Annotated in this window: 17 protein-coding genes; 7 read left to right on the plus strand and 10 right to left on the minus strand. The window is 67.0% G+C overall.

The genetic code is table 11. From position 1 onward, the window contains the following. The first annotated feature begins 31 nt into the window (after positions 1-31). Entirely contained in the window at positions 32-2,221 is a 2,190-nt protein-coding gene (locus C7443_RS01560) for a patatin-like phospholipase family protein (protein WP_110016818.1), read from the plus strand. A 5-nt stretch (positions 2,222-2,226) separates the two neighbouring features. Here C7443_RS01560 and epmA read toward each other — a convergent pair whose 3' ends face one another. Together epmA and efp are read right to left on the minus strand one after the other, a co-directional pair. Continuing rightward, a complete protein-coding gene (gene epmA, locus C7443_RS01565; protein ID WP_110016819.1) occupies positions 2,227-3,213 on the minus strand; it encodes an EF-P lysine aminoacylase EpmA in 987 nt (328 codons plus the stop codon). Positions 3,214-3,289: 76 nt separating this feature from the next. After that, positions 3,290-3,859, minus strand: coding sequence for an elongation factor P (gene efp, locus C7443_RS01570; RefSeq protein WP_110016820.1), 570 nt, complete (start codon positions 3,857-3,859; stop codon positions 3,290-3,292). A gap of 49 nt (positions 3,860-3,908) precedes the next feature. Here efp and epmB point away from each other — a divergent pair, with 49 nt between their 5' ends. Together epmB and C7443_RS01580 are read left to right on the plus strand one after the other, a co-directional pair. Continuing rightward, positions 3,909-4,967: an EF-P beta-lysylation protein EpmB gene (epmB, locus tag C7443_RS01575; RefSeq protein ID WP_110016821.1), complete on the plus strand. Its 1,059-nt coding sequence runs from the start codon at positions 3,909-3,911 to the stop codon at positions 4,965-4,967. After that, positions 4,957-7,050: an EAL domain-containing protein gene (locus C7443_RS01580; RefSeq protein ID WP_110016822.1), complete on the plus strand. Its 2,094-nt coding sequence runs from the start codon at positions 4,957-4,959 to the stop codon at positions 7,048-7,050. Before epmB ends, C7443_RS01580 begins: the two co-directional genes overlap by 11 nt. An 89-nt stretch (positions 7,051-7,139) precedes the next feature. Here the strand turns inward: C7443_RS01580 and htpX are convergent, their stop codons facing one another. Both htpX and queA read right to left on the minus strand, forming a co-directional pair. Continuing rightward, positions 7,140-8,027 carry a protease HtpX gene (htpX, locus tag C7443_RS01585; RefSeq protein WP_110016823.1) on the minus strand — a complete coding sequence of 296 codons (888 nt, stop codon included), beginning with the start codon at positions 8,025-8,027 and terminating at the stop codon, positions 7,140-7,142. A gap of 117 nt (positions 8,028-8,144) precedes the next feature. Continuing rightward, positions 8,145-9,182: a tRNA preQ1(34) S-adenosylmethionine ribosyltransferase-isomerase QueA gene (queA, locus tag C7443_RS01590; protein ID WP_110016824.1), complete on the minus strand. Its 1,038-nt coding sequence runs from the start codon at positions 9,180-9,182 to the stop codon at positions 8,145-8,147. A gap of 218 nt (positions 9,183-9,400) precedes the next feature. Here queA and C7443_RS01595 point away from each other — a divergent pair, with 218 nt between their 5' ends. Then, entirely contained in the window at positions 9,401-9,607 is a 207-nt protein-coding gene (locus C7443_RS01595) for a heavy-metal-associated domain-containing protein (RefSeq protein WP_110016825.1), read from the plus strand. A 10-nt stretch (positions 9,608-9,617) separates the two neighbouring features. Here C7443_RS01595 and C7443_RS01600 read toward each other — a convergent pair whose 3' ends face one another. Further along, a complete protein-coding gene (locus tag C7443_RS01600) occupies positions 9,618-11,441 on the minus strand; it encodes a sensor domain-containing diguanylate cyclase (protein ID WP_170123443.1) in 1,824 nt (607 codons plus the stop codon). A 16-nt stretch (positions 11,442-11,457) separates the two neighbouring features. Continuing rightward, the gene (locus C7443_RS01605; protein WP_110016827.1) at positions 11,458-12,030 is read right to left on the minus strand and encodes a nucleoside 2-deoxyribosyltransferase; all 573 of its coding nucleotides are present in this window, start codon (positions 12,028-12,030) and stop codon (positions 11,458-11,460) included. A gap of 76 nt (positions 12,031-12,106) precedes the next feature. Between C7443_RS01605 and speB the strand changes: the two genes are divergently transcribed. Next, positions 12,107-13,087 carry an agmatinase gene (speB, locus tag C7443_RS01610; RefSeq protein ID WP_110016828.1) on the plus strand — a complete coding sequence of 327 codons (981 nt, stop codon included), beginning with the start codon at positions 12,107-12,109 and terminating at the stop codon, positions 13,085-13,087. Positions 13,088-13,164: 77 nt separating this feature from the next. On the opposite strand, the gene cobA is transcribed toward speB, so the two are convergent. Continuing rightward, entirely contained in the window at positions 13,165-14,010 is an 846-nt protein-coding gene (gene cobA / locus C7443_RS01615; RefSeq protein ID WP_110016829.1) for a uroporphyrinogen-III C-methyltransferase, read from the minus strand. Positions 14,011-14,150: 140 nt separating this feature from the next. Here cobA and cysB point away from each other — a divergent pair, with 140 nt between their 5' ends. Together cysB and gloB are read left to right on the plus strand one after the other, a co-directional pair. Further along, positions 14,151-15,122, plus strand: a complete 972-nt coding sequence (cysB, locus tag C7443_RS01620) for an HTH-type transcriptional regulator CysB (RefSeq protein WP_110016830.1) — start codon at positions 14,151-14,153, stop codon at positions 15,120-15,122. Positions 15,123-15,143: 21 nt separating this feature from the next. Beyond that, the gene (gene gloB, locus C7443_RS01625; protein ID WP_110016831.1) at positions 15,144-15,917 is read left to right on the plus strand and encodes a hydroxyacylglutathione hydrolase; all 774 of its coding nucleotides are present in this window, start codon (positions 15,144-15,146) and stop codon (positions 15,915-15,917) included. A gap of 7 nt (positions 15,918-15,924) precedes the next feature. Here the strand turns inward: gloB and C7443_RS01630 are convergent, their stop codons facing one another. The 3 genes from C7443_RS01630 to nirB all read right to left on the minus strand — a co-directional run bounded on the left by C7443_RS01630 (position 15,925) and on the right by nirB (position 21,612). Next, on the minus strand, positions 15,925-18,615 hold the full coding sequence (locus C7443_RS01630; RefSeq protein ID WP_110016832.1) for a nitrate reductase: 2,691 nt from the start codon (positions 18,613-18,615) through the stop codon (positions 15,925-15,927). A 123-nt stretch (positions 18,616-18,738) separates the two neighbouring features. Next, positions 18,739-19,074 (minus strand): nitrite reductase small subunit NirD, encoded by a 336-nt coding sequence (nirD, locus tag C7443_RS01635; RefSeq protein WP_110016833.1) that lies wholly within the window; start codon positions 19,072-19,074, stop codon positions 18,739-18,741. Between the two features lie 105 nt (positions 19,075-19,179). Next, positions 19,180-21,612: a nitrite reductase large subunit NirB gene (gene nirB / locus C7443_RS01640; protein ID WP_110016834.1), complete on the minus strand. Its 2,433-nt coding sequence runs from the start codon at positions 21,610-21,612 to the stop codon at positions 19,180-19,182. Between the last annotated feature and the right edge of the window lie 391 nt (positions 21,613-22,003).

Below are 22,003 nucleotides of genomic sequence, written 5' to 3' on the forward strand. Positions count from 1 at the left end.
CCCCCGACCGCCGCCGCCCCGAGCCCATACCATGGACCGACCCAGCCGCTTTCTCGTCGCCCTCGTCCTCTGCCTGAGTGCGACGCTCGCACACGCCGCTGCGCCGCGCATCGGCCTGGTGCTGTCCGGCGGCGGCGCGCGCGGCATGGCGCACATCGGCGTGCTCAAAGTGCTCGAAGAAATGCACATCCCGATCCATGCGATCACGGCGACCTCAATGGGATCGATCGTCGGCGGCGCCTACGCCTCGGGCATGTCGGTGGCGGACATGGAGCAGCGCGTCACTCACACCGACTGGAAGGATCTGTTCACCGACGAGCCACCGCGTGCCGAGCGGCCGATGCGGCGCAAGCTCGACGACCGCCGCCCGCTGCTCAACGGCCAGCTCGGCTACGGCGCACGCGGCTTCCAGCTGCCCAAGGGCCTGCTCAACGGGCAGAAGCTCGGTTTCTACCTGCGTGACCTGATCAGCAACGCCGAAAACATCGAGTCCTTCGACAAGTTGCCGATCCCGTTTCGGGCGATCGCCACCAACCTCGAAACCGGCGATATGAAAGTGTTCGACCACGGCGATCTGGCGCTGGCGATGCGCGCTTCGATGTCGGTGCCCTCGGCCTTCGCACCGGTCGACATCGACGGCCACCTCTACGTCGACGGCGGTCTGGTACGCAATCTGCCGATCGACGTGGTACGGCAGATGGGCGTCGACGTGGTCATCGCCGTCAACCTCGGCACACCGCTGCTCAAGCGCGAGGAGCTCGGCTCGGTGCTCGGCGTGACGGCACAGATGATCGGCATCCTCACCGAGGCCAACGTCAAGACCAGCCTCGGCGAAGTCGACCCGCACCGCGACGTGCTGATCCTGCCCGAGCTCGGCGACATCACCGCCGCCGACTTCGACAAGGCGGCGGCCTCGATCGCCATCGGCGAGGCGGCGGCGCGCAAGGTCGCCGCGCAGCTGCGCCGTTTCAGCGTGCCGCCAGCCGAATACGCCGCCTGGTCGGACGCCCGCCTGACCCGCAACCCGCAGGTCGCCCGCATCGACGAGGTACGCATCGACGGGCTGCATCGCGTCAACCCGATCGTCGCCGAAGAGGTGCTCACGCCGAAAGGCCGGCCGCTGACCCGGGCACAGCTGGAGCAGCGCGCCAACCAGCTGTATGGCAGCGGCGACTACGAACGCATCGACTATCGCGTGCGCAGCGAGAACGGTCACGAGGTGGCGATCGTCGACGCCGTCGAAAAAGCCTGGGGGCCCAACTATCTGCGCTTCGGACTCGGACTCAGCGCCGAAGCCGAGGGTACCGCCAGCTACGGTCTGCGCGGCAGCTGGCTGTCGACCTGGGTCAATCCGCTCGGCGCCGAGTGGAAGACCGACGTGCAGCTCGGCTCGACGATGCTGCTCGAATCCTCGTTCTATCAGCCGCTGCAGGCCGGTGGCGGCGGCTTCGTCGAACCCTATCTGTCGCTCAGCCGGCGGCCGCTGTCGCTGTATGACGGCGATCGCCACGTCAGCACCTACAACGTCAATGAGTCACGGCTGGGCATCGATCTTGGTTATACCGCCGGCCAGTCGTTCGAACTGCGCGCCGGACCGTACATCGGCCAGACCAAGGCTGACGTCGATGTCGGCACCACGGTGTTCCCGGACATCGAGGTCAAAGATCGCGGCCTGCGCTCGGTGATCGGCTGGGATGATGTCGACAGCCTGGACTTTCCGCATGACGGGCAGCGCGCCACGCTGACGGTGCAGCGTTCGCTCGGCGTGCTGGGCGCCGATCTCGACTACACCAAGGTCAGTGCCAGCTGGCTGGGTGCGACCACTTTCCAGCGCTATACGCTGCTCGGCCGCGGGCTTTACGGCGACAGCTTCGGCGAAGATCAGGGCCTGTTCTTCGACGACTTCACGCTCGGCGGCTTCCTGCGCCTGTCGGGCTATCCGAGCGAGCGCTTCCGCGGCAACCGCTTCGCCTTCGGCAGCCTCGTCGCCTATCGCCAGCTCGACACCGAACTCGCCGGCATGCCGCTGTATCTCGGTGGCAGTCTGGAAACCGGCAAGGTGTGGAGCGACGACGCCATCCCGCTCGACACCGGCGGTACGCACAGCTCGGCCAGCCTGTTCTTCGGTGCCGACACGCTGCTCGGGCCGACCTATCTGGGCTTCGGCATCAGTGAAGAGGGCGATACCAACGTCTACTTCATGCTCGGCCGGCCGTGGTGAGGCCTTCAGGCACGGGCCTGCGGAAACGCCAGCACCGCATCCAGTGACGAGGCCCCCTGCGCGAGCATCAGCAGACGGTCAAAGCCGAGGGCGACACCGGCGCAGTCCGGCAGGCCGTGTGCCAGCGCGGCGAGGAAGCGCTCGTCGAGCGGCACCGGCGTTAGGCCGAGGGCGCGGCGCTGCCCGTTGTCGGCGAGAAAACGTGCCCGCTGCTCGGCGGCGTCGCCGAGTTCATGGAAGCCGTTGGCCAGCTCGACGCCGTCGAGGTAGAGCTCGAAACGGCTGCCGACCGCCGGCGAGTCCTCGACGCGGATGCGCGCCAGCGCCGCCTGACTCGGCGGGTAGTCGTAGAGGAACGTCAGCCGCTCCCGCCCCAGCTGCGGTTCGATGCGATGGCTGAGCAGCAGATCGAGCCAGGGGTCGAGCACCGCCTCCGGCATACCCGGCGGCGGCACGATGCCCTGCGCCAGACAGGCCGCACGCGCCTCGGCCACGCCAATGGCGAACGGGTCGAGGCCGAGGTGGCGCAGGAACGCCTCGCGGTAGCTGAGCTTTTCCACATCGCCCAGCCGGCGCCGCCCGGCGAGCAGCGTGTGCACCAGCTCGGCCACCTCGTCCATCAGCCGATGATGATCGAAACCGAGGCGATACCACTCCAGCAGCGAAAACTCCGGGTTGTGCCGCCGCCCGGCCTCGCCATCGCGAAACACCTTGCACAGCTGCCAGATGCAGCCGCTGCCGGCGGCGAGCAGACGCTTCATCGCGAATTCCGGCGAGGTCTGCAGCCAGCGCGGTCCGCCATCCGGGCCGTTGAAATGCGTGGCGAAACTCGCCAGCTGCGGATCGCTGACCGCAGCGGCCGACAGTGCGGGCGTATCGACTTCGAGCACGCCACGCTCGGCGAAAAAGGCGCGCAGGCGCCCCAGCAGTTCAGCGCGCAGACGCAGCGCATCCAGGCTGCAGGCCGGTCGCCAGTCGACGGACTCACTCATGATTCGAAACATCCCCTAAATACAAAGGGCGACCCCGTGGTCGCCCCTGCTGCACTGGCGGCAACAGCCGCCGTGTTCATTCCTTGACGCGCGATACGTACTCGCCGGTGCGGGTGTCGACCTTGATCACCTCGCCGGTCTGCACGAACAGCGGCACGCGCACGACGGCACCGGTATCCAGCGTCGCCGGCTTGCCGCCACCACCCGAGGTATCGCCCTTCAGCCCGGGATCGGTCTCGACGATCTTGGCGATGATGAAATTCGGCGGCAGCACCGTCAGCGGCACGCCGTTCCACAGCGTCAGCTGGCAGATGTCGTTTTCCTTCATCCACTTGGCGCTGTCGCCAACGGCGTTGGCATCGGCCGAGAGCTGCTCGAAGGTGCTCTGGTTCATGAAGTGCCAGAATTCGCCGTCGTTGTAGAGGTACTCCATGTCGACGTCCATGACGTCCGCACCTTCCACGCTGTCGCCCGACTTGAAGGTCCGCTCGATGACGCGACCGGACTTGAGGTTGCGCACGCGGACACGATTGAACGCCTGTCCCTTGCCGGGCTTGACGAACTCGTTCTCGACGATCGCGTACGGGTCGCCATCCAGCATGATCTTCAGCCCGGACTTGAATTCGTTGGTACTATAGGTCGCCATGGTTGTTTAGCCTGCTTTGCAGCGAATTTTCTGGAATATAGAGCCGCACATGATACCCGCATCTCCCGCCGTGCGAGAAATGCCCCGCTGGCAGGCGGAAATGGCCCGGGCGATCACGCAACCCGCCGAACTGTTACGCGTACTGGCGTTGGACCCGGCCCTGCTGCCGGCGGCCGAGCGCGCCGCCGAGCGTTTTCCACTGCGCGTGCCGCGCGGCTTCGTCGCCCGCATGCGCAGGGGCGACCCCGATGACCCGCTGCTGCGCCAGGTGCTGCCGCTCGCGGCCGAACTGGACGACGCCGACGGCTTTGGCAGCGATCCGGTCGGTGACCTCGCCGCCCGCGTCGCCCCCGGCCTGCTGCACAAATATGCCGGCCGCGCGCTGCTGGTCGTCACCGCCGCCTGCGGCGTGCACTGCCGCTACTGCTTTCGCCGCGACTACCCCTACGCCGACAGTGGTGCACGTGCCGGCGACTGGCGCGCGGCCCTCGAACACATCACTGCCGACACCTCGATCCGCGAAATCATTCTTTCCGGCGGCGACCCGCTGGCATTGGCCAATCCCCGGCTGCGTGCCCTGATCGAACAGCTCGACGACATCACGCACCTGCAACGCCTGCGCATCCACAGCCGCCAGCCGGTGGTGCTGCCCGAGCGCATCGATGACGAGCTGCTCGAAATCATTGCCGGCAGTCGTCTGCAACAGGTAATGGTGCTGCACGTCAACCATGCCAACGAGATCGATGCTGCGCTCGGCGACGCCTGTCGGCGGCTGCGCCAGACGGGGATTACTTTGCTCAATCAGGCCGTGCTGCTAGCAGGTGTAAATGACAGTGTCAAAACACAGTCGCAGCTGTGCGAACGCTTGTTCGCGGTTGGCGTGTTACCGTATTACTTGCATCTGCTCGACCGAGTGCAGGGAGCGGCACATTACGAGGTCCCGACGGAACGGGCCTTAACTATCATGGAATTGCTACGGGCCGAGCTGCCGGGCTTTCTGGTGCCCAGACTGGTGCGCGAGGAAGCCGGTGCTGCGGCAAAGTCACCGGTATACAGCACGCCTGAGCCTCGGCACGGTCTCAGGGAAGAGAGCGCGCGTGTCCCTTGAAGCTACCATTCGTCTGCTGCTCGTCGATCGGCCCCAGGCCGATCCGCAGCCTGTCCTGAAACCGCTGCGTGCGGCGGGTTTCCTCGTCCGTCACTGGCAGGTGGAACGCATCGACCTGTTGCAGAAACTGGTCGACGATCAGGTGCTCGACCTGATCGTCGTGCACATCGCCGAGGGCGTACCGCGCATCGAGGATGTGCGTGATTCGGTCGACAGCGCCTTCAAGGACATCCCGCTGATCGCCGTCGTCGAGGGTGAAGGCATGCCCGATGCGGTGCATCTGCTCAGCGCCGGCGCCGATCGCATCGCCTCGCTCGACATCGCGGACTCGCTGCCGATGGTCGCCCGGCTCGAACTCGGCCGCCTCAACGAGCGTCGCCAGGCGCGGCGCTGGGAAGGTCTCTACCGTGAAGCCGAGGCCAGGGCGCAGGCGCTGCTCGAAACATCCCGTGATGCCATCGCCTACATCCACGCCGGGGCGCACATCTATGCCAACCCGACCTATCGCGCCCTGTTCCACTACGAAGACGACCTGCTCGACACCACGCTGATCGATCTCGTCCATCGCGACGATCGCACCGCCATCAAGGCGTACCTGCGTGCCTGTGAACGCGCCGGTGCGAAAGACACTCCGGAAGGTTTCGACTGCCGCGGCCTGCGTGCCGACGGCAGCGAGATTCAGCTGCACATGCGCGCCAGCCCGGCACGCATGAACGAGGAGTTCTGTCTGCAGCTGGTGGTGCGTGAAGCGGCCGACGATTCCGAGGTGCAGGACCGGCTGCGCTATCTGACCGAGCACGATCCACTGACCGGCCTGTTCAACCGCCAGTACTTCGCCCAAGTGCTCAACCGCGTGCAGATGGCGGCGATGAACCAGGGACAGACCTCTGGAGCCGTGCTCTACATCCTGCTGACGGACTACCGCGGTGTTGCCGAACGCCTGGGTCTGGAGGCCGTCGACGACCTGCTGCGCGGCGTCGCGCATGCCATCGAGTCCGCCGTCACGCCGCATGAGATCATCGCCCGCTTCTCGGATGCGACCTTCACCGTCTATACGCCGCAGCCGGGCCGCAGCACGGTGACTGAACTCGGCGAACGCATCCGTATCAGCATCGAAACGCACAGCATCCGCACCGGCGAAAAAATGATCGCGGCGCGCGCCAGCATCGGCATCTGCATGATCGGCGACACCAACGCCAGCGCCACACAGATCATCGTCTACGCCGACAAGGCCTGCGAGCAGGCCCGGCAGCTCGGCGGCACGCAGGTGCAGGTGTACACGCCGGTCGCCCCGGAGCGTGACTCGATCGCTCGCCGCGACAGCCTGCTGCACGCGCTGCGCCGCGCCATCGCCGACGGGCGGGTCTACCTGCAGTTTCAGCCGATCGCCAGCTTCCAGTCCGACCCGCTCGAACGCTATCAGGTCCGGGTGGCTGCGATCGGCGACGACGGGGCTCCGCTCGACATGCGCGAGGCGCTGCCGCTGGCCGAAACCCGCGGCCTGCTGGTGCCCTTCGATCGCTGGGTGATCGCCTCGGCCTTGGGCACCCTGTCCACGCGCCGGGAACAGGGCCATCCCATCGCCCAGACGCTGTTCATTCCGCTGTCGACGAACACCATCCTCGACAAGGAATTTCCGGGCTGGCTGCTCACGCAGCTGACTTCACTGAGCCTCGAAGGCTCGGTGCTGGTGCTGGAAGTGGCCGAAGGCGCCGTCGAGCCGTATTTCACCGACCTGTTACGTGTGAAGCAGGCGGTGGAAAAAGCCGGCTGCCATCTGGCGCTCGAACACTTCGGCGAACATCCTTCCTCGGCGCAGCTGCTGCGTGAACTCAAGCCGGCTTACGCCAAGCTCGGTTTCGATCTGATCGAACGCGCGTCGCATGATTCGGCAGCCGCCCAGTCCGCACACGAGCTGGCCGACCTGGCCCATTCGCTCGAAGTCCGCACGATTGCCTGTGACGTCGACAATGCCGCGGCGATGGCTGCGGTATGGCAGTTTGGCATCACGCTGATCGAGGGCGATCTGGTGCAGGCACCCGGCGCGGAAATGAACTTCGACTTCCGTCAGTTCATCAGCTGAGCGCTGCCAGAACAGCGGCCCAGCACCACCGAGCCGAAAAAAGCCCACCTGCTCAGGTGGGCTTTATATTTCCGCTCGCGACACAAGCCTCAGCACGCGGCCTGCAGCGCCGCGATGCGCTCCTCCAGTGGCGGATGCGAGGCGAACAGCTGCATGAAACCGCCACGGCCACCGGCGATGCCGAAGGCGGCCATCTGCGAGGGCAGCTGCGAGGGCTCGTGCATCAGGCGCAGGCGTTCGAGCGCGGCGATCATCTTGCCGCGACCGGCCAGGTGGGCACCGCCGGCATCGGCGCGGAATTCGCGCTGCCGCGACACCCACATGACGACGATCGAGGCGAGGATGCCGAACAGGATCTCGCAGACGATGCTGGTGACGTAGTAGCCGATGCCGACACCGCCGGAATCCTCGTCGCGATTGCCGCTGAGCGCCCGGTCGACGACGTAGCCGACGACCCGCGACAGGAAGATCACGAAGGTATTCACCACGCCCTGCACCAGCGCCAGCGTGACCATGTCGCCGTTGGCGACGTGGCTGATCTCGTGGGCGAGCACACCCTCGACTTCATCGGCGCGCATCTGGCCGAGCAGGCCGGTGCTGACCGCGACCAGCGCATTGTTGCGGCTGGCACCGGTGGCGAAGGCGTTGATTTCCGGCGAGTCGTAGATGGCGACCTCGGGCATGCCGATGCCGGCCTGCTGTGACAGGCGCTGCACTGTTTCCACCAGCCAGCGCTCGGTCGGATTCTGCGGCTGCTCGATGACGACCGCGCCGACCGACATCTTGGCCATCCATTTCGACATCGCCAGCGAAATGAACGAGCCGCCCATGCCGAAGACCGCCGCGAAGCCGAGCAAGGCGCCAAGATTGAGCCCGTTCTGCGTCAGGAAGCGATCGACCCCGAGCAGACGTGCGGTCACGCTCAGCACCAGGACGACCGCGAGATTGGTCAGGATGAACAGGAAAATGCGTTTCATGGAAACCCCCGAAACTCGGTCAAGGTGATTCGCGTTGGCCTAATGGCTGCCGCCACGGTGCTTTTCAAGACCGCCGGCTCGCAGGCAGAGACTGACGCAGCGCACAGAAGTTGCAAGTCAGCGCGTATTCTTACCTGTAATGAACATTGCATCGCCATAGCTGAAAAAGCGATAGCGCTGCGCCACCGCATGACGATAGGCCGCCATGATCTCGGCATGGCCGGCCAGTGCGCTCACCAGCATCAGCAGCGTCGATTCCGGCAGATGGAAATTGGTCACCAGCGCATCGACGACGCGAAACCGGTATCCCGGGGTGATGAAAATAGCGGTCTCACCGGTGAAGGGCCGCAGCTCGCCATCCGCAGCCGCGGATTCGAGACTGCGCACCGCCGTGGTACCGACGGCGATCACCCGGCCGCCGCGGGCACGGGTACGGGCTACCGCGGCGACAACCTCCTCGCCCACCTGCAACCACTCGCTGTGCATGCGGTGGTCCTCGATACGCTCGCTGCGCACCGGCAGGAAGGTACCGGCACCGACGTGCAGCGTGACGAAGGCAGTCTCGATGCCGCCCGCCGCCAACTGTTCAAGCAGGGCCGGCGTGAAATGCAGGCCGGCGGTCGGCGCCGCCACGGCACCGGGGCTGCGCGCGTAGACCGTCTGGTAGCGTTCGGCGTCCTCGGCAGCGTCGGCACGCTCGATGTACGGCGGCAGCGGAATGTGGCCGTGACGCTCCAGCACCTCGAATGCGCCGCGCTCGTCTTCGAAGGCCAGTTCGAACAGATCCTCGTGGCGCCCCAGCATGCGCGCATGCACCGCCTGCTCCAGCCACAGCCGCGTCCCCGGTTTCGGCGCCTTCGAGGCGCGCACATGGGCGAGCACGCGCCGGCTGTCGAGCACGCGCTCGACCAGCACCTCGACCTTGCCGCCACTGCCCTCCTTGACCCCGTGCAGGCGCGCCGGGATGACGCGGGTATCGTTGAACACCATCAGGTCGCCGGGCCGCAGCCAGTCCGGCAGCTCGGTGAAACGCTGGTCGCTGAGCGCGCCGCTGGCGCCATCGAGGACCAGCAGGCGGCTGTCGCCGCGCTGCGCCGGCGGCTGCTGGGCGATCAGCTCTTCAGGCAGGTCGAAATGGAAATCGGATCGAAGCATCGGTAATGACCTCGCCGCGGCGCTCGGTGCGGCGCGCGGACGGTACGGATGGCCACACCGCAGGGCCGCTACGGCCCCCAGCGCGGCGGGAGCGGCTTTATACAGCAGCGTGCCACCGGCAGGGAAACGCCGCCTGCCCCTTGACCTTGCCATCGTGGCAAGCGACAAGCTGCGCGGGCATTCAGCCTGCTGCTGGCAGGGTTTTCAGGAGAAGCATGATGAACAGCTACCGATTCACCGTTCCGGACATGAGCTGCGGCCACTGCGTGCAGGCGATCACCCAGGCGGTCGCCGCGGCCGATCCGCAGGCGCAGACGCAATGCGATCTGACGACGAAGATCGTCACCATCGGCAACGCTGCGAGCGAGGCGCAGACCCTGCTGGAGGCGATCCGCGAGGCCGGCTTCGAACCGCAGTCGGCCTGAGGCCGCTGCATCAGCTGCTGCAAACTCGGTCGCGGCCGGTGTGTTTTGCGCGGTAGAGCTGACGGCCGGCGCGGGCGAACAGGGCTTCGACACTGGCCTCGTCGGCATTGCGCTCGGTGACGCCGGCGCTGAGCTGCAGCTCGATGTGCATACCGTCGTCGGCCCGCGGGCGCAGCACACGCACTTCACGACGCATGCGCTCGGCCACCGCCTCGGCGGCAGCGGCCCCGGTTTCCGGCAACACCACGGCAAACTCTCCGCCGCCGATGCGCCCGAGGCGGTCCTGATCGCGCAGGCAGGCGGCGCAGGCCACGGCAACGGCATGCAGGCAGCGATCGCCGGCACCGTGGCCAAAACGATCGTTGATGAATTTGAAGTGATCGAGGTCGAGGCGGATCAGCGCCAGCGGCCGCGCATAGCGGAACGCACGCGCCATTTCCGCACCGGCATGTTCGATCAGGCTGCGGCGGTTGAGCACGCCGGTCAGGTTGTCGTGCAGCGCCAGGCGGCGCAGCTCCAGCTCGGTCTGCTTGGCCACCGTCACATCATGAGCGACGCCGATCTGTGCCACGTAGCGACCATGACGATCGAACTGCGCCCGGGCGCTGACCTGCAGCCAGCGGATGTTGTCGCCCGCATCCTTCAGACGATACTCACCGTCGAAATCGGTCTCCGCCCGGTGCGCCGCGCGCAGCTCAAGCAGCAGGCGCCCAAGCTCTTCGTCGTCTTCGTCATCGATGCGACCGAGCAGAATGGCCTGCTGCAGCGCCACCGGCAGTCGCTGCGCGGCCGGCGATACCCGCGTATTGGCATACAGCGCCCAGCAGCCGAACTCGGCGATGCTCTGTGTCTGCAGCGCCAGCCAGGCGCTGCGCTCGGTCTGGCTGCCGCCGCGGCGGTACCAGCGCCAGTAGCGCAGCGTCGCCACGAGCACCGGCAGGGTCACCAGCAAGGCAGCCAGGCCAAGAACCAGCGCCAGCTCACGCCAGGACATCAGTGCGGTATCGACGTTGATCGAGGCGACGACGATCAGCGGCAGACCTTCGACCGTCGCAAACGCGTGCAGGCAGCGGGTGCAGCCGTCGACGAAACCGGGGCTCTGCGCCACACCGTAAGGCGCTCGCGTGATGCGTTCGCGATACAGCTGCGTGCCGGCCAGCGAACGGCCGATGAGTTCCGGACGCGGTGGCGCGCGCGTCAGCAGCACACCATCATCGCGCAGCACCGAGATCGAACCGCCGGGCTGCGGCCGCAGGCTGTCCTGCTGCGCCAGCAGCGGTGACTGCGGCAGCGACACGCCCAGGGCGACGAACTCACCGACCGCTGCGGCTAGCGGCTGCACCAGCGGAATCTCCCATTCCCCCGACAGCGGACCGATCATCGGCGCACCGACGCAGAAGCCACGCCGTGCCGGGTCGAGCTGACGGCGGAAGCAGGTGCGATCACCGACGAAGTACTGGGCGATGCCGGGCTCATCCGGTGCAAAGGCCCAGCCGTCGCGTTTGAGCAGCAGCGGCTTGGCCGCCAGCGCGCGATCGTGCAGCAGCGTGCCGAGCAAGGCATGTACACCGGCGTTTTCGGTGTGCAGTGCGGCTTCACTGATGGCGAGCAGCGCGCGCAGGCGTGAAAACTGCCCTTCCAGCTCACTGCTGGCGGCATGCCCGGCGCGTTTGAGCTGTTCTTCGACACGCGTCAACTCGGCGTCGCGCTGCTGATAGAGATAAACACCCAGCCCGCTCCACAGCAGCAGGCTGAACAGCAGGCCGAGGGTCAGCAGCGCGAGCGAAGTGCTCGCCGCGGCCTCGTCGAGGGCGAACGGCGGGGCCTCCTCCATCAAAAGCTCCGTCCGCTCATCGGGCCTCCACCGCAGCGGACGCACCCGGCCCCGCGCGCAGATGCGCGGCGAGCGCCACGACCGCCGCAGCAGCATCGCCGCTCAGCGCCAGCAGCGAACAACTGATCATCAGGTTATCGCTCAGGCCGAAGTCCTCGATGCTGCGCCCGACGCCATCGACCCAGCGGCCGTCAGCCTGCTGGCTGGCATCGTCCAGCCGCGTGCGGTAGACACGCCGATCGGCGCTGTAACCGGCCACCGGCTTGCCCTGGGCGCGCGCATAGCCGATCTCGAAGGCCGTGCCCGGATCGATGGAGACGCCGCGAAACGGCGTGCAGTCGGCGAGCAGCGCATCGCAACCGTCGATCAGCGCCAGATTGGCGCGGCAGATCGCCGCCGCGCGACCATCGGCCGCCGCGATATCGGGTTCGGCGTCGAACGGGAAGACACCTTCGAGGCCCTGCGCGGCACACAGCGCACGCAGACGTTCAGCGCAGGCCAGCGGATCAGGATCGAAAACGGCCGGCCCCGCCAGGTAAACACGCGGGCGCCGGCCGCTCGGCGCTGCATTCGGCGGATCGATCTGCATACTCGGGCTGTACTCCGTGGCCGCTCCAAGGCGCTAGGCTACAGGTCCGCCCCGCATGGGCGATAGGGCGAGCGCCATGAACGACGATGTCTACCGCGCCAACTCGGGCCGCATCAACCATGCCATCACGCCGGGACCGCTGCGCGGCAGCACCGACGAGCCGCTCTACGGCGGCGTGCTGAGCTTTCTGCGCCGGCGCTTTTCCGATGATTTCACGCAGGACGATGTCGACGTTGTCGTCACCGGCGTGCCCTTCGATCTGGCGACCACCGGCCGCTCCGGCAGCCGGCTCGGGCCCAACGCCATCCGCGCGGCCTCGGCGAATCTCGGCTGGGAGGCGGCGCGCTGGCCCTGGGGGTTTCGCGTGTTCGACCGCCTCGGCGTCATCGACTGCGGCGATCTGTGGTTCGAGCCGGGCTCGCCGCAGTCACTGTGCGAACGCCTGCAGAGTCACGCCGAGCGCGTACTCGCCGCCGGCAAGACCCTGCTCAGCCTCGGTGGCGATCATTTCATCGCGCTGCCGCTGCTGCGGGCCCACGCCAAACGCTTCGGACCGCTGGCGCTGATCCACTTCGACGCCCACACCGACACCTACGCCGCCGGCAACACCTGGGACCACGGCACGATGTTCCACCACGCGCTGCAGGAAGGCCTGATCGTGCCCGAGGAATCGGTGCAGATCGGCATCCGCACCGAGTACGAGCGCGCCACGCACCGCTTCCACGTATTTGACGCCGCCGAGGTCAACGAGCGCGGCGCGGCCGCGATCCTTGCGGAAGTCCACCGCATCGTCGGCCGCCGGCCGGCCTACCTGAGTTTCGACATCGACGGTCTCGACCCGGCCTTCGCACCGGGCACCGGCACGCCGGTGTGCGGCGGCCTGAGCAGCGATCTGGCGCTGAAGCTGGTGCGCGGGCTGCGCGGCCTCGATCTGGTCGGCATGGACATGGTCGAAGTCGCTCCGCCTTTCGACCATGCCGAGATCACGGCGCTGGCGGCGGCGACGCTGGCGCTGGAGTTCCTCTGCGTGCTGGCGGCCGATCGACCGGCCGGCTGAAAACGCCACGTTCACCCCGATTTGTCCACAGGTCCGCCCACAGCTTCTGTGGATAAGCCGACATGACCGCCACCGCGTCAGGCCGTGGCCAGCGGCCGCTCGTCACGGCAGCTCGCCTGCGCCCGAGCCCGCGACGCCGCGAACCAGTCGAGCTGCTCGCGCAGGCTCACCACCTCGCCAACCACCACCAGCGTCGGCGGCACGAAGGCATCGGCCAGCGCGCGCTGCGGCAGCTCGGCCAGCGTGCTGACGGCGACGCGCTGGCGCGCCGTGGTGCCGTGCTCGATCAGCGCCGCCGGCGTCTGTGCCGCCAGACCGTGGGCGATCAGCTGCGCACTCAGTGTCGGCAGATTGGCCAGCCCCATGTAGAACACCAGCGTCTGCCGCGCCGCCGCCAGACTGGCCCAGTCGAGCACCAGTTCGCCGTCGTGCAGATGGCCGGTGATGAAGCGCGCCGAGGTCGACAGGCCGCGATGCGTCAGCGGAATGCCGGCATAGGCCAGGCAGCCGCTGGCCGCGGTGATGCCCGGCACCACTTCGAAATCGAGCCCAGCCGCCGCCAGCGCCTGCAGCTCCTCGCCACCACGACCGAAGACGAACGGATCACCGCCCTTGAGCCGCACCACCTGCCGCCCGGCGCTGGCCAGCCCGACCAGCAGGCCGTTGATCTCCTCCTGGCGCAGCGTGTGCCGGCCACTGGCCTTGCCGACGTCGATGCGCTCGGCCTGCGGATTGGCCAGCGCCAGGATCTCGGCGGAGACCAGCCGGTCGTAGACCAGCACCTCGGCCTGGGCCAGCAGGCGCGCGGCACGCAGCGTCAGCAGCTCCGGGTCGCCCGGACCGGCGCCGACCAGCCATACCCGCCCGCGTGGCTGCGTGGCGGTGTACGTCGGCAGCTGAAAGGGGAACAGCGGTTCGGTCATGGCGGCGGTCTCCTGGCGTGTGTGCGGACTGGCGGATGGGGCAGTATCTGCAGAGTTTTTAATAATTAAAAAGAATGATTGGGCTTAAAATCATGCGTTGATGATATAAACTAGGCGTGTCATCTGTCGGGGATCACGCCTTGAAGCTGCAGCAGCTGCGCTACCTCTGCGCCATCGCCAAGAACAACCTGAACATCTCGGCCGCGGCCGAGAGCCTCTACACCTCGCAGCCCGGCGTGTCGAAGCAGATCCGCCTGCTCGAAGACGAGCTCGGCGTGGAGATGTTCAACCGCAACGGCAAGCATCTGACGCACATCACCCCGGTCGGCCGGCGCATCCTTGAGCGCGCCGAGGCGATCCTGCGCGAGGTGCGCAACATCCAGATCCTCGCCGAGGAATTCCGCGACAACGCTCGCGGCGTGCTGTCGATCGCCACCACGCACACGCAGGCGCGCTACGCGCTGCCGCCGGTGATCAGCGCCTTCCGCAAACGCTACCCGGACGTCGCGCTGCAGCTGCATCAGGGCTCGCCGACGCAGATCGCCGAGATGGCCGCCTCCGGTCAGGTCGATTTCGCCATCGCCACCGAGGCCATCGAGGAATTCGAGGACCTGGTGATGATGCCCTGCTACAGCTGGAACCGCTGCGCGCTGGTGCCGGCCGGCCACCCGCTGCTCGATGAACCGCTGAGCATCGCCTCGCTGGCACGCTACCCGCTGGTGACCTACGTGTTCGGCTTCACCGGCCGTTCGCAGCTCGACGAGGCCTTCCGCGCCGCGCACCTGCACCCGGAAGTCGCGTTCACCGCCACCGACGCCGACGTCATCAAGACTTACGTACGCCTCGGTCTCGGCGTCGGCATCATCGCCCACATGGCCTACGACCCGCAGGTCGATCACGACCTGGTCGCCGTCGACGCCTCGACGCTGTTCGCCCCGAACACCACCAAGATCGGCTTCCGCCGCGGTACCTTCCTGCGCCAGTTCCAGTACGACTTCATCCAGCTGTTCGCGCCGCATCTGAACGCCGAAGTGGTGCAGACGGCCGAGCGCACCGAATCTCAGGATGAACTCGACAAGCTGTTCGCCAGTCTCGAACTGCCCACGCTCTGATTTCGCTTCGAGGTACCGCCGATGCTCGCGATCCGTCCGCTCCCCGCCTTCGAGGACAACTACATCTGGCTGCTGCAGCACGGTGACGACGCCGCGGTGGTCGACCCCGGCGATGCCGCACCGGTGCTCGCGGCGCTGCAGATCGAGGCGCTGCACCTGCGCGCGATCCTCATCACCCACCATCACCGCGACCACACCGGCGGCATCGCCGCGCTGCGTGCGGCCTGGCCGCAGGCGGTGGTCTACGGCCCGGCCGGCGAGACGATCGCCGGCGTCGACCGGCACCTGCACGACGGCGACAGCCTCGATGTGCTCGGCGCGCGCTTTACGGTGCTCGACGTACCCGGCCACACCCGCGGTCACATCGCCTATTACGCCGCCGCCGAGTCGACGTTGTTCTGCGGCGACACGCTGTTCGCCGGTGGCTGCGGCCGCTTGTTCGAAGGCACGCCGCAGCAGATGACCGCCTCGCTGACGCGGCTGCGTGCGCTGCCCGGCGACACCTGCGTCTACTGCGCGCACGAATACACGCTGGCCAATCTCGGCTTCGCCCGCCTGGTCGAGCCGGACAACGCCGCGCTGCTGGCGCGCATCGAGCGCGACCGCGCCACCCGCGCGCGTGATGAACCGACCGTGCCCTCGCTGCTGGCACTGGAGCGGGCCACCAACCCGTTCCTGCGCTTCGACGAGCCGGCGCTGCTCGATGCGGTAGCCGCGCACACCGGGCAGCGGCCAACCGACGATGCGGCGAGTTTCTGGGCAACGCGTCACTGGAAGGACACCGAGTACGACTGAGCCGGGCTCAGGCGGCCGGACCGGCCGCGATCAGCTGGCGGATCTCCGGCACGCAGGAGCCGCAGCCGGTCCCGGCGCGCAACACCTTGCCGACCGCCTCCGGCGTGGTCAGCTGCTGCTCGCGGATGACCCTGGTCAGCGTGTTGACGCCGACGCGGTAGCAGGCGCAGACGATGCGACCGATGTCCGGCTGACCTTTGCCCGGGCGGGCGGCGAGCAGGCTGGCGCGCTCGGCGGCATCGATCTCCTCGCGCTCGAACAGGCCGGCAAGCCAGTCGCGCGGCGGCAGCTCATGGCCGGGGGCGACGAACAGGCAGCCGACCAGACGGCCGTCATGGATCGCCGCACCGCGGTAGCGACCGAGCGCCGGATCGGCGAATTCGATCCAGCCATCGCCCGGCGCCTCATGCAGCAGCGCCCGCGCCCATTCCCCCCAATTGACCACCGGCGTTTCCGCGGCGATCTCGTAGCGCCACAAGCCATCGCCGCGCACGACGACCTGATAATCGAGCCCTTCCGGCAGGCTCAACGGCGTGCGGGACAGCACGAAGCCGTGCCAGGCCGGCTGCCAGGGCAGCACCCGCACCGGCGTGTGCTTGGACTCCGGCTGCCCGGAGAACGGATCGGTCACCGGGTTGACCACGGCGTCGACGCGGCCGCGGGTGGCATACGGCGCGCCCCAGTGCATCGGCACGAACACCGAGCCGGGCTGCTGCTCGCGGCTCGGCTTGGCGCGGACGATGACCTCGCCCCAGCGGCTGAACACCCGCACCAGCGCATCCTCGCGGATGCCCAGACGCGCGGCATCGCGCGGATGGATCTCGGCGTACGGCTCGGGGATGTGCGCCGACAACCGGGCCGATTTCGCGGTGCGCGTCAGCGTGTGCCAGTGATCACGCACACGGCCGGTGTTGAGCACCAGCGGGAAATCCTCGTCGGGCGCATGCGCCGGCGCCCGCGCGCCGATCGCCAGCAGCCGCGCGCGGCGATCGCCGGTAAAAAAGCCACCCGCGGCAAAGAAGCGCTCGGCGCCGCTGCCGATCGCCGGCCGCGGCCAGTGGAACGGCGCCAGCGCGTCGTAGGCGGCGCCGGCAAGCCCGACGAGTGCCGAAATGTCGAAGTCGCGGCGGCTGCCGCTGCCATCGCTCCAGGCGGTGTTCTCAAAGCCCGAAAGCGCGGCATGTTCGCGGAAGATTTCCGCCGGCGAGGCATACGGGAACAGCTCGGCAAAGCCGAGGCGGCGAGCGACCTCGCTGATGATCCACCAGTCCGGCCGCGCCTCGCCCGGCAGGTCGAGGAACGCGCGCTGGCGCGAAATGCAGCGCTCGGAATTGGTGACGGTGCCGTCCTTCTCGCCCCAGGTCGCCGCCGGCAGGCGGATGTGCGCACAGCGCAGCGTGTCGGTATCGGCGACGGCGTCGGAGACCACCACCAGCGGGCAGTTCTTCAGCGCCGCGCGCACGGCGTCGGCATCCGGCAGGCTGACCACCGGGTTGGTGCCCATGATCCAGATCGCCCGCACCCGCCCCTCGCCGACCGCGCGGAACAGATCGACCGCCTTCAGGCCGGGCCTGGTGGCGATCACCGGCGAGCCCCAGAAGCGCTGCACGCGTTCGACGTCGCTTGGGGCGAAATCCATGTGCGCGGCGAGCTGGTTGGCCAGGCCGCCGACTTCGCGCCCGCCCATCGCGTTCGGCTGCCCGGTCACCGAGAACGGACCGCAGCCGGGCTTGCCGATGCGGCCGCTGGCCAGATGGCAGTTGATGATGGCGTTGACCTTGTCGGTACCGAACGAGGACTGATTGACGCCCTGCGAATAGACGGTGACGACCTTCTCGGTGCGGGTGAACTCGGCGTAGAACTCGGCGACCTGCTGCTCATCGAGGCCGCAGCGGCGCGCCACTTCGGGGATCGACGGCGCCACCTCGCGCGCACTCTTCAGCGCCGCCAGATAGCCCTCGGTGTGGGCGTCGAGAAAATCCAGATCGATGCGGTCGTGGCGGTGCAGATGATTGAGCAGCCCGTTGAACAATGCGCTGTCGCTGCCGGGTGCGAGCGCCAGATGCGTATCGGCCTGGTCGCAGCTCGCGGTGCGCCGCGGGTCGATCACCACCAGCCGCGGCAGACCACCGCGCCGCTTGCGCGCGGCGAGCACGCGCTGATACAGCACCGGATGGCACCAGGCCAGATTGGAGCCGACCAGCACCAGCAGATCGGCCTCTTCGAGATCCTCGTAGCGGCCGGGCACGGTGTCGCTGCCGAAGGCGCGCTTGTGACCGGCCACCGACGAGGACATGCACACCCGCGAATTGGTGTCGATGTTGGCGGTGCCGATGCAGCCCTTCATCAGCTTGTTGGCGACGTAGTAGTCCTCGGTCAGCAGCTGACCGGAGACATACAACGCCACCGACTCCGGACCGAACTGCTCGATGGTGCTGCGAAGACCGGCGGCGACCGCATCGAGCGCCGTGTCCCAGTCGACGCGCTGGCCGTCGATGCTCGGGTGCAGCAGTCGATCGTCGAGCGCCAGCGTCTCGGCCAGCGCCGACCCCTTCGAGCACAGGCGACCGAGGTTCGCCGGGTGCTCGCTGTCGCCGCGCACCGTGACGCTGCCATCGGCGGCCACGCTGGCGACGACGCCGCAGCCGACGCCGCAGTACGGACAGGTGGTACGGACTTCACAAGCCTCGACGGCCATGGTCGATCTCCTGGACAAACGGATGAAGCTGCACGGCACACGGCCGCGGCATCGGCGTCGTGACTGCCGGCATGGCGGCCGCCGACGCAGCGCACCCCGGACAGGGCGCGATGGCGTGATCCCTCAGACCGAGGAGCTGTCGGTGACGCTGACCAGCTGCAGCAGCACCCGCCCGCCGTCGACCCGTACCGGATACTTCCTGGCGCAGCCGACGTCCGGCGCGATCGCCGCCCCGCTTTCGAGTTCGAGCACCCAGTTGTGCAGCGGGCAGGTCACGCGGTGGCCGTGGACAATGCCCTGCGACAGCGGGCCGCCGCGGTGCGGGCAGCTGTCGCTCAGTGCAAACACCGCGTCGTCGGCGGCACGGAAGACCGCGATATCGCCCTGCGCACTCTTGACGATGCGCGAGCCGAGCTGAGGGATGTCGCTGAGTGCACCGATGTCGTGCCAGTCAGTCATGGAAACGGTCTCCGTCGCTGCCTTCCGCGGACAGGCCGCCATCAAAGCGGAACGGCCTGTGCGGAATGGGTCGCTGTAGCAATTACGATGATATAAAAGCTTGAATTAATTGATCGCCGCCAGCGGCTCGAACTCGTGCGCATCGACACCGCCGCTGGCCCGCTCGGCCCAGGGGTCGATCTGCGCGAACTGCTGCGAAGCAAGGAAGCGGGCGTAGAGCGCCTTGCGACCCTCCTCGTCCTCGACGATCTTCGATTTGACGTAGCTCAGGCCGACACGCTCGATCCACGGTGCGGTGCGTTCGAGGTAACGGGCTTCCTCGCGGTAGAGCTGCATGAAGGCGCCGCAGAACTCCTTGACCTCTTCTTCGGTGGCGAGCTTGCACAGCAGATCAGTGCCGCGGATCTTGATGCCGCCGTTGCCGCCGACGTGCAGCTCGTAGCCGGAATCGACGCAGATCACGCCGAAGTCCTTGATCGTCGCCTCGGCACAGTTACGCGGGCAGCCGGAGACCGCCATCTTGAACTTGTGCGGCGTCCACGAGCCCCAGGTCATCTTTTCGAGCTTGACGCCGAGGCCGGTCGAATCCTGCGTGCCGAAGCGGCACCAGTCGGAGCCGACGCAGGTCTTCACGGTGCGCAGGCTCTTGCCGTAGGCGTGGCCGGAAACCATGCCGGCAGCGTTGAGATCGGCCCAGACCCTGGGCAGGTCGTCTTTCTTCACGCCGAGCAGGTCGATGCGCTGGCCGCCGGTGACCTTGACGGTGGGGATCTGATACTTGTCGGCGACGTCGGCGATCGCGCGCAGCTCGTCGGGCGTGGTCAGCCCGCCCCACATGCGCGGCACCACCGAGTAGGTACCGTCCTTCTGGATGTTGGCGTGCACGCGCTCGTTGATGAAGCGCGAGCGCTGATCGTCCTGCGCCTCGCCCGGCCAGGTGGCGATCAGGTAATAGTTGAGCGCCGGGCGGCAGGAATGACAGCCGTCGGGCGTCTTCCAGTCGAGCGTATCGAACACCGCGCGCAGCGAGGTCAGGTGGCGCTCGCGAATCGCGGTGCGCACGACGTCGTGCGAATGCTCGGTGCACTTGCACATCGGCTTTTCCGCCGGCGTCTTGCCGATGGTGCCGACGGTGGCGGCGAGGATCTGCTCGACCAGGCCGGTGCAGGAACCGCAGGAGGCCGAGGCCTTGGTGTGAGCGCGCACGTCGTCGAGCGTGAACAGCTTCTTCTCGGTGATCGCCTTGACGATCGTACCCTTGCACACGCCGTTGCAGCCGCAGATCTCGGCGTCATCGGACATGCTCATGACGCTGCTGCCCTCGCGGCCGGCGTCGGCCATGTGAGCGTGGCCGAACAGCACCGTCTCGCGGAAGTCGCTGATGTCGGTGCCCTCGCGCAGCAGCTGGAAGTACCAGGCGCCGTCGACGGTATCGCCGTACATCACCGCACCCTGGATGCGGTTGTCGCGCACCACCAGCTTCTTGTAGACACCGCGCGCCGGATCGCGCAGCACGATCTCCTCGCAGTCGGCGCTGCCGTTGAAGTTGCCGGCGGAGAACAGGTCGATGCCGGTGACCTTGAGCTTGGTGCTGGTCACCGAGCCCTGATAACGGCCGATGCCGAACTGCGCCAGGTGATTGGCGCAGACCTTGGCCTGCTCCCACAGCGGAGCGACCAGGCCGTAGCAGATACCGCGGTGCTGCACGCACTCACCGACCGCATACACCCGCGGGTCGTAGGTCTGCATGGTGTCGTTGACGACGATGCCGCGCTCGGTGTGAATGCCGGCCTGCTTCGCCAGATCGGTGTTCGGGCGGATGCCGACGGCCATCACCACCAGATCGGCCGGCACTTCGAGACCATCCTTGAAGCGCACGCCACGGACCTTGTCCTCGCCGAGGATCGCCGCGGTCTGCGCGCCGAGCAGGAAGCGCATGCCGCGCTCTTCCAGGCTGGCGCGCAGCAGGCCGGCGGCAACCGGATCGAGCTGGCGCTCCATCAGCACGTCGCCGAGGTGGACGACGGTGCACTGCATGCCGTGCTTCATCAGGCCATTGGCGGCCTCAAGACCGAGCAGGCCGCCGCCGATGACCACCGCGTGGCGCCCGGGCTGCGCGGCGGCGAGCATGGTTTCGACGTCTTTGATGTCACGGAAGCCGATGACGCCCGGCAGCTGGTTGCCCGGCACCGGCAGGATGAACGGATTGGAGCCGGTGGCGAGCAGCAGGCGGTCATAGTGCTCGACGGTGCCGTCAGCAGTGCGCACCTCACGGCGCGTGCGGTGGATCTCGACCACTTCCTTGCCGGCATGCAGGCGCACGTTGTTCTTCGCGTACCAGTCGAGGTCATTGATCATGATCTCGGCGATGGTCTTCTCACCGGCGAGCACCGGCGACAGCATGATGCGGTTGTAATTGCCGTGCGGCTCGGCACCGAAAACGGTGATGTCGTATTTGTCCGGAGCAATCGCCAGCAATTCCTCGATCGTACGCATGCCGGCCATGCCGTTACCGATCAGGACCAGTTTTTCTTTCATCGATATGTTCCTCTCAAAATAACGCTTCGTTTCCGGCTGGCGGTGCTCGAAACGACCGACGACAGCATTGAATTTCGCCCTAGCATTAGGCGTGCCATTTAATAAAGAAACCATCTGAGCCATTTATTACAGACACTTGCGAACATAACCACACAAGACAAATGCACATTAAAAAGATTTCAAAAGACAAATACTGAATCAGCTTGGTGCAATCCGCACAAAACCAGTGCGAAGCTGCTAACTCATCGTAAGTATTATAAAAATACCTCTTTGGTGGTATTCGTATAAGCCTTTTGGCAAGACCGGAAACATTCAGCAACCCGCCGCTTTTGCCCCAAAAAAAAGCAATTGCACCATCGCAATGCAATTAGCCGATATCACCATGTGCATT

The sequence above is a fragment of the Plasticicumulans acidivorans genome, from assembly GCF_003182095.1.
Lineage (GTDB): Bacteria > Pseudomonadota > Gammaproteobacteria > Competibacterales > Competibacteraceae > Plasticicumulans > Plasticicumulans acidivorans.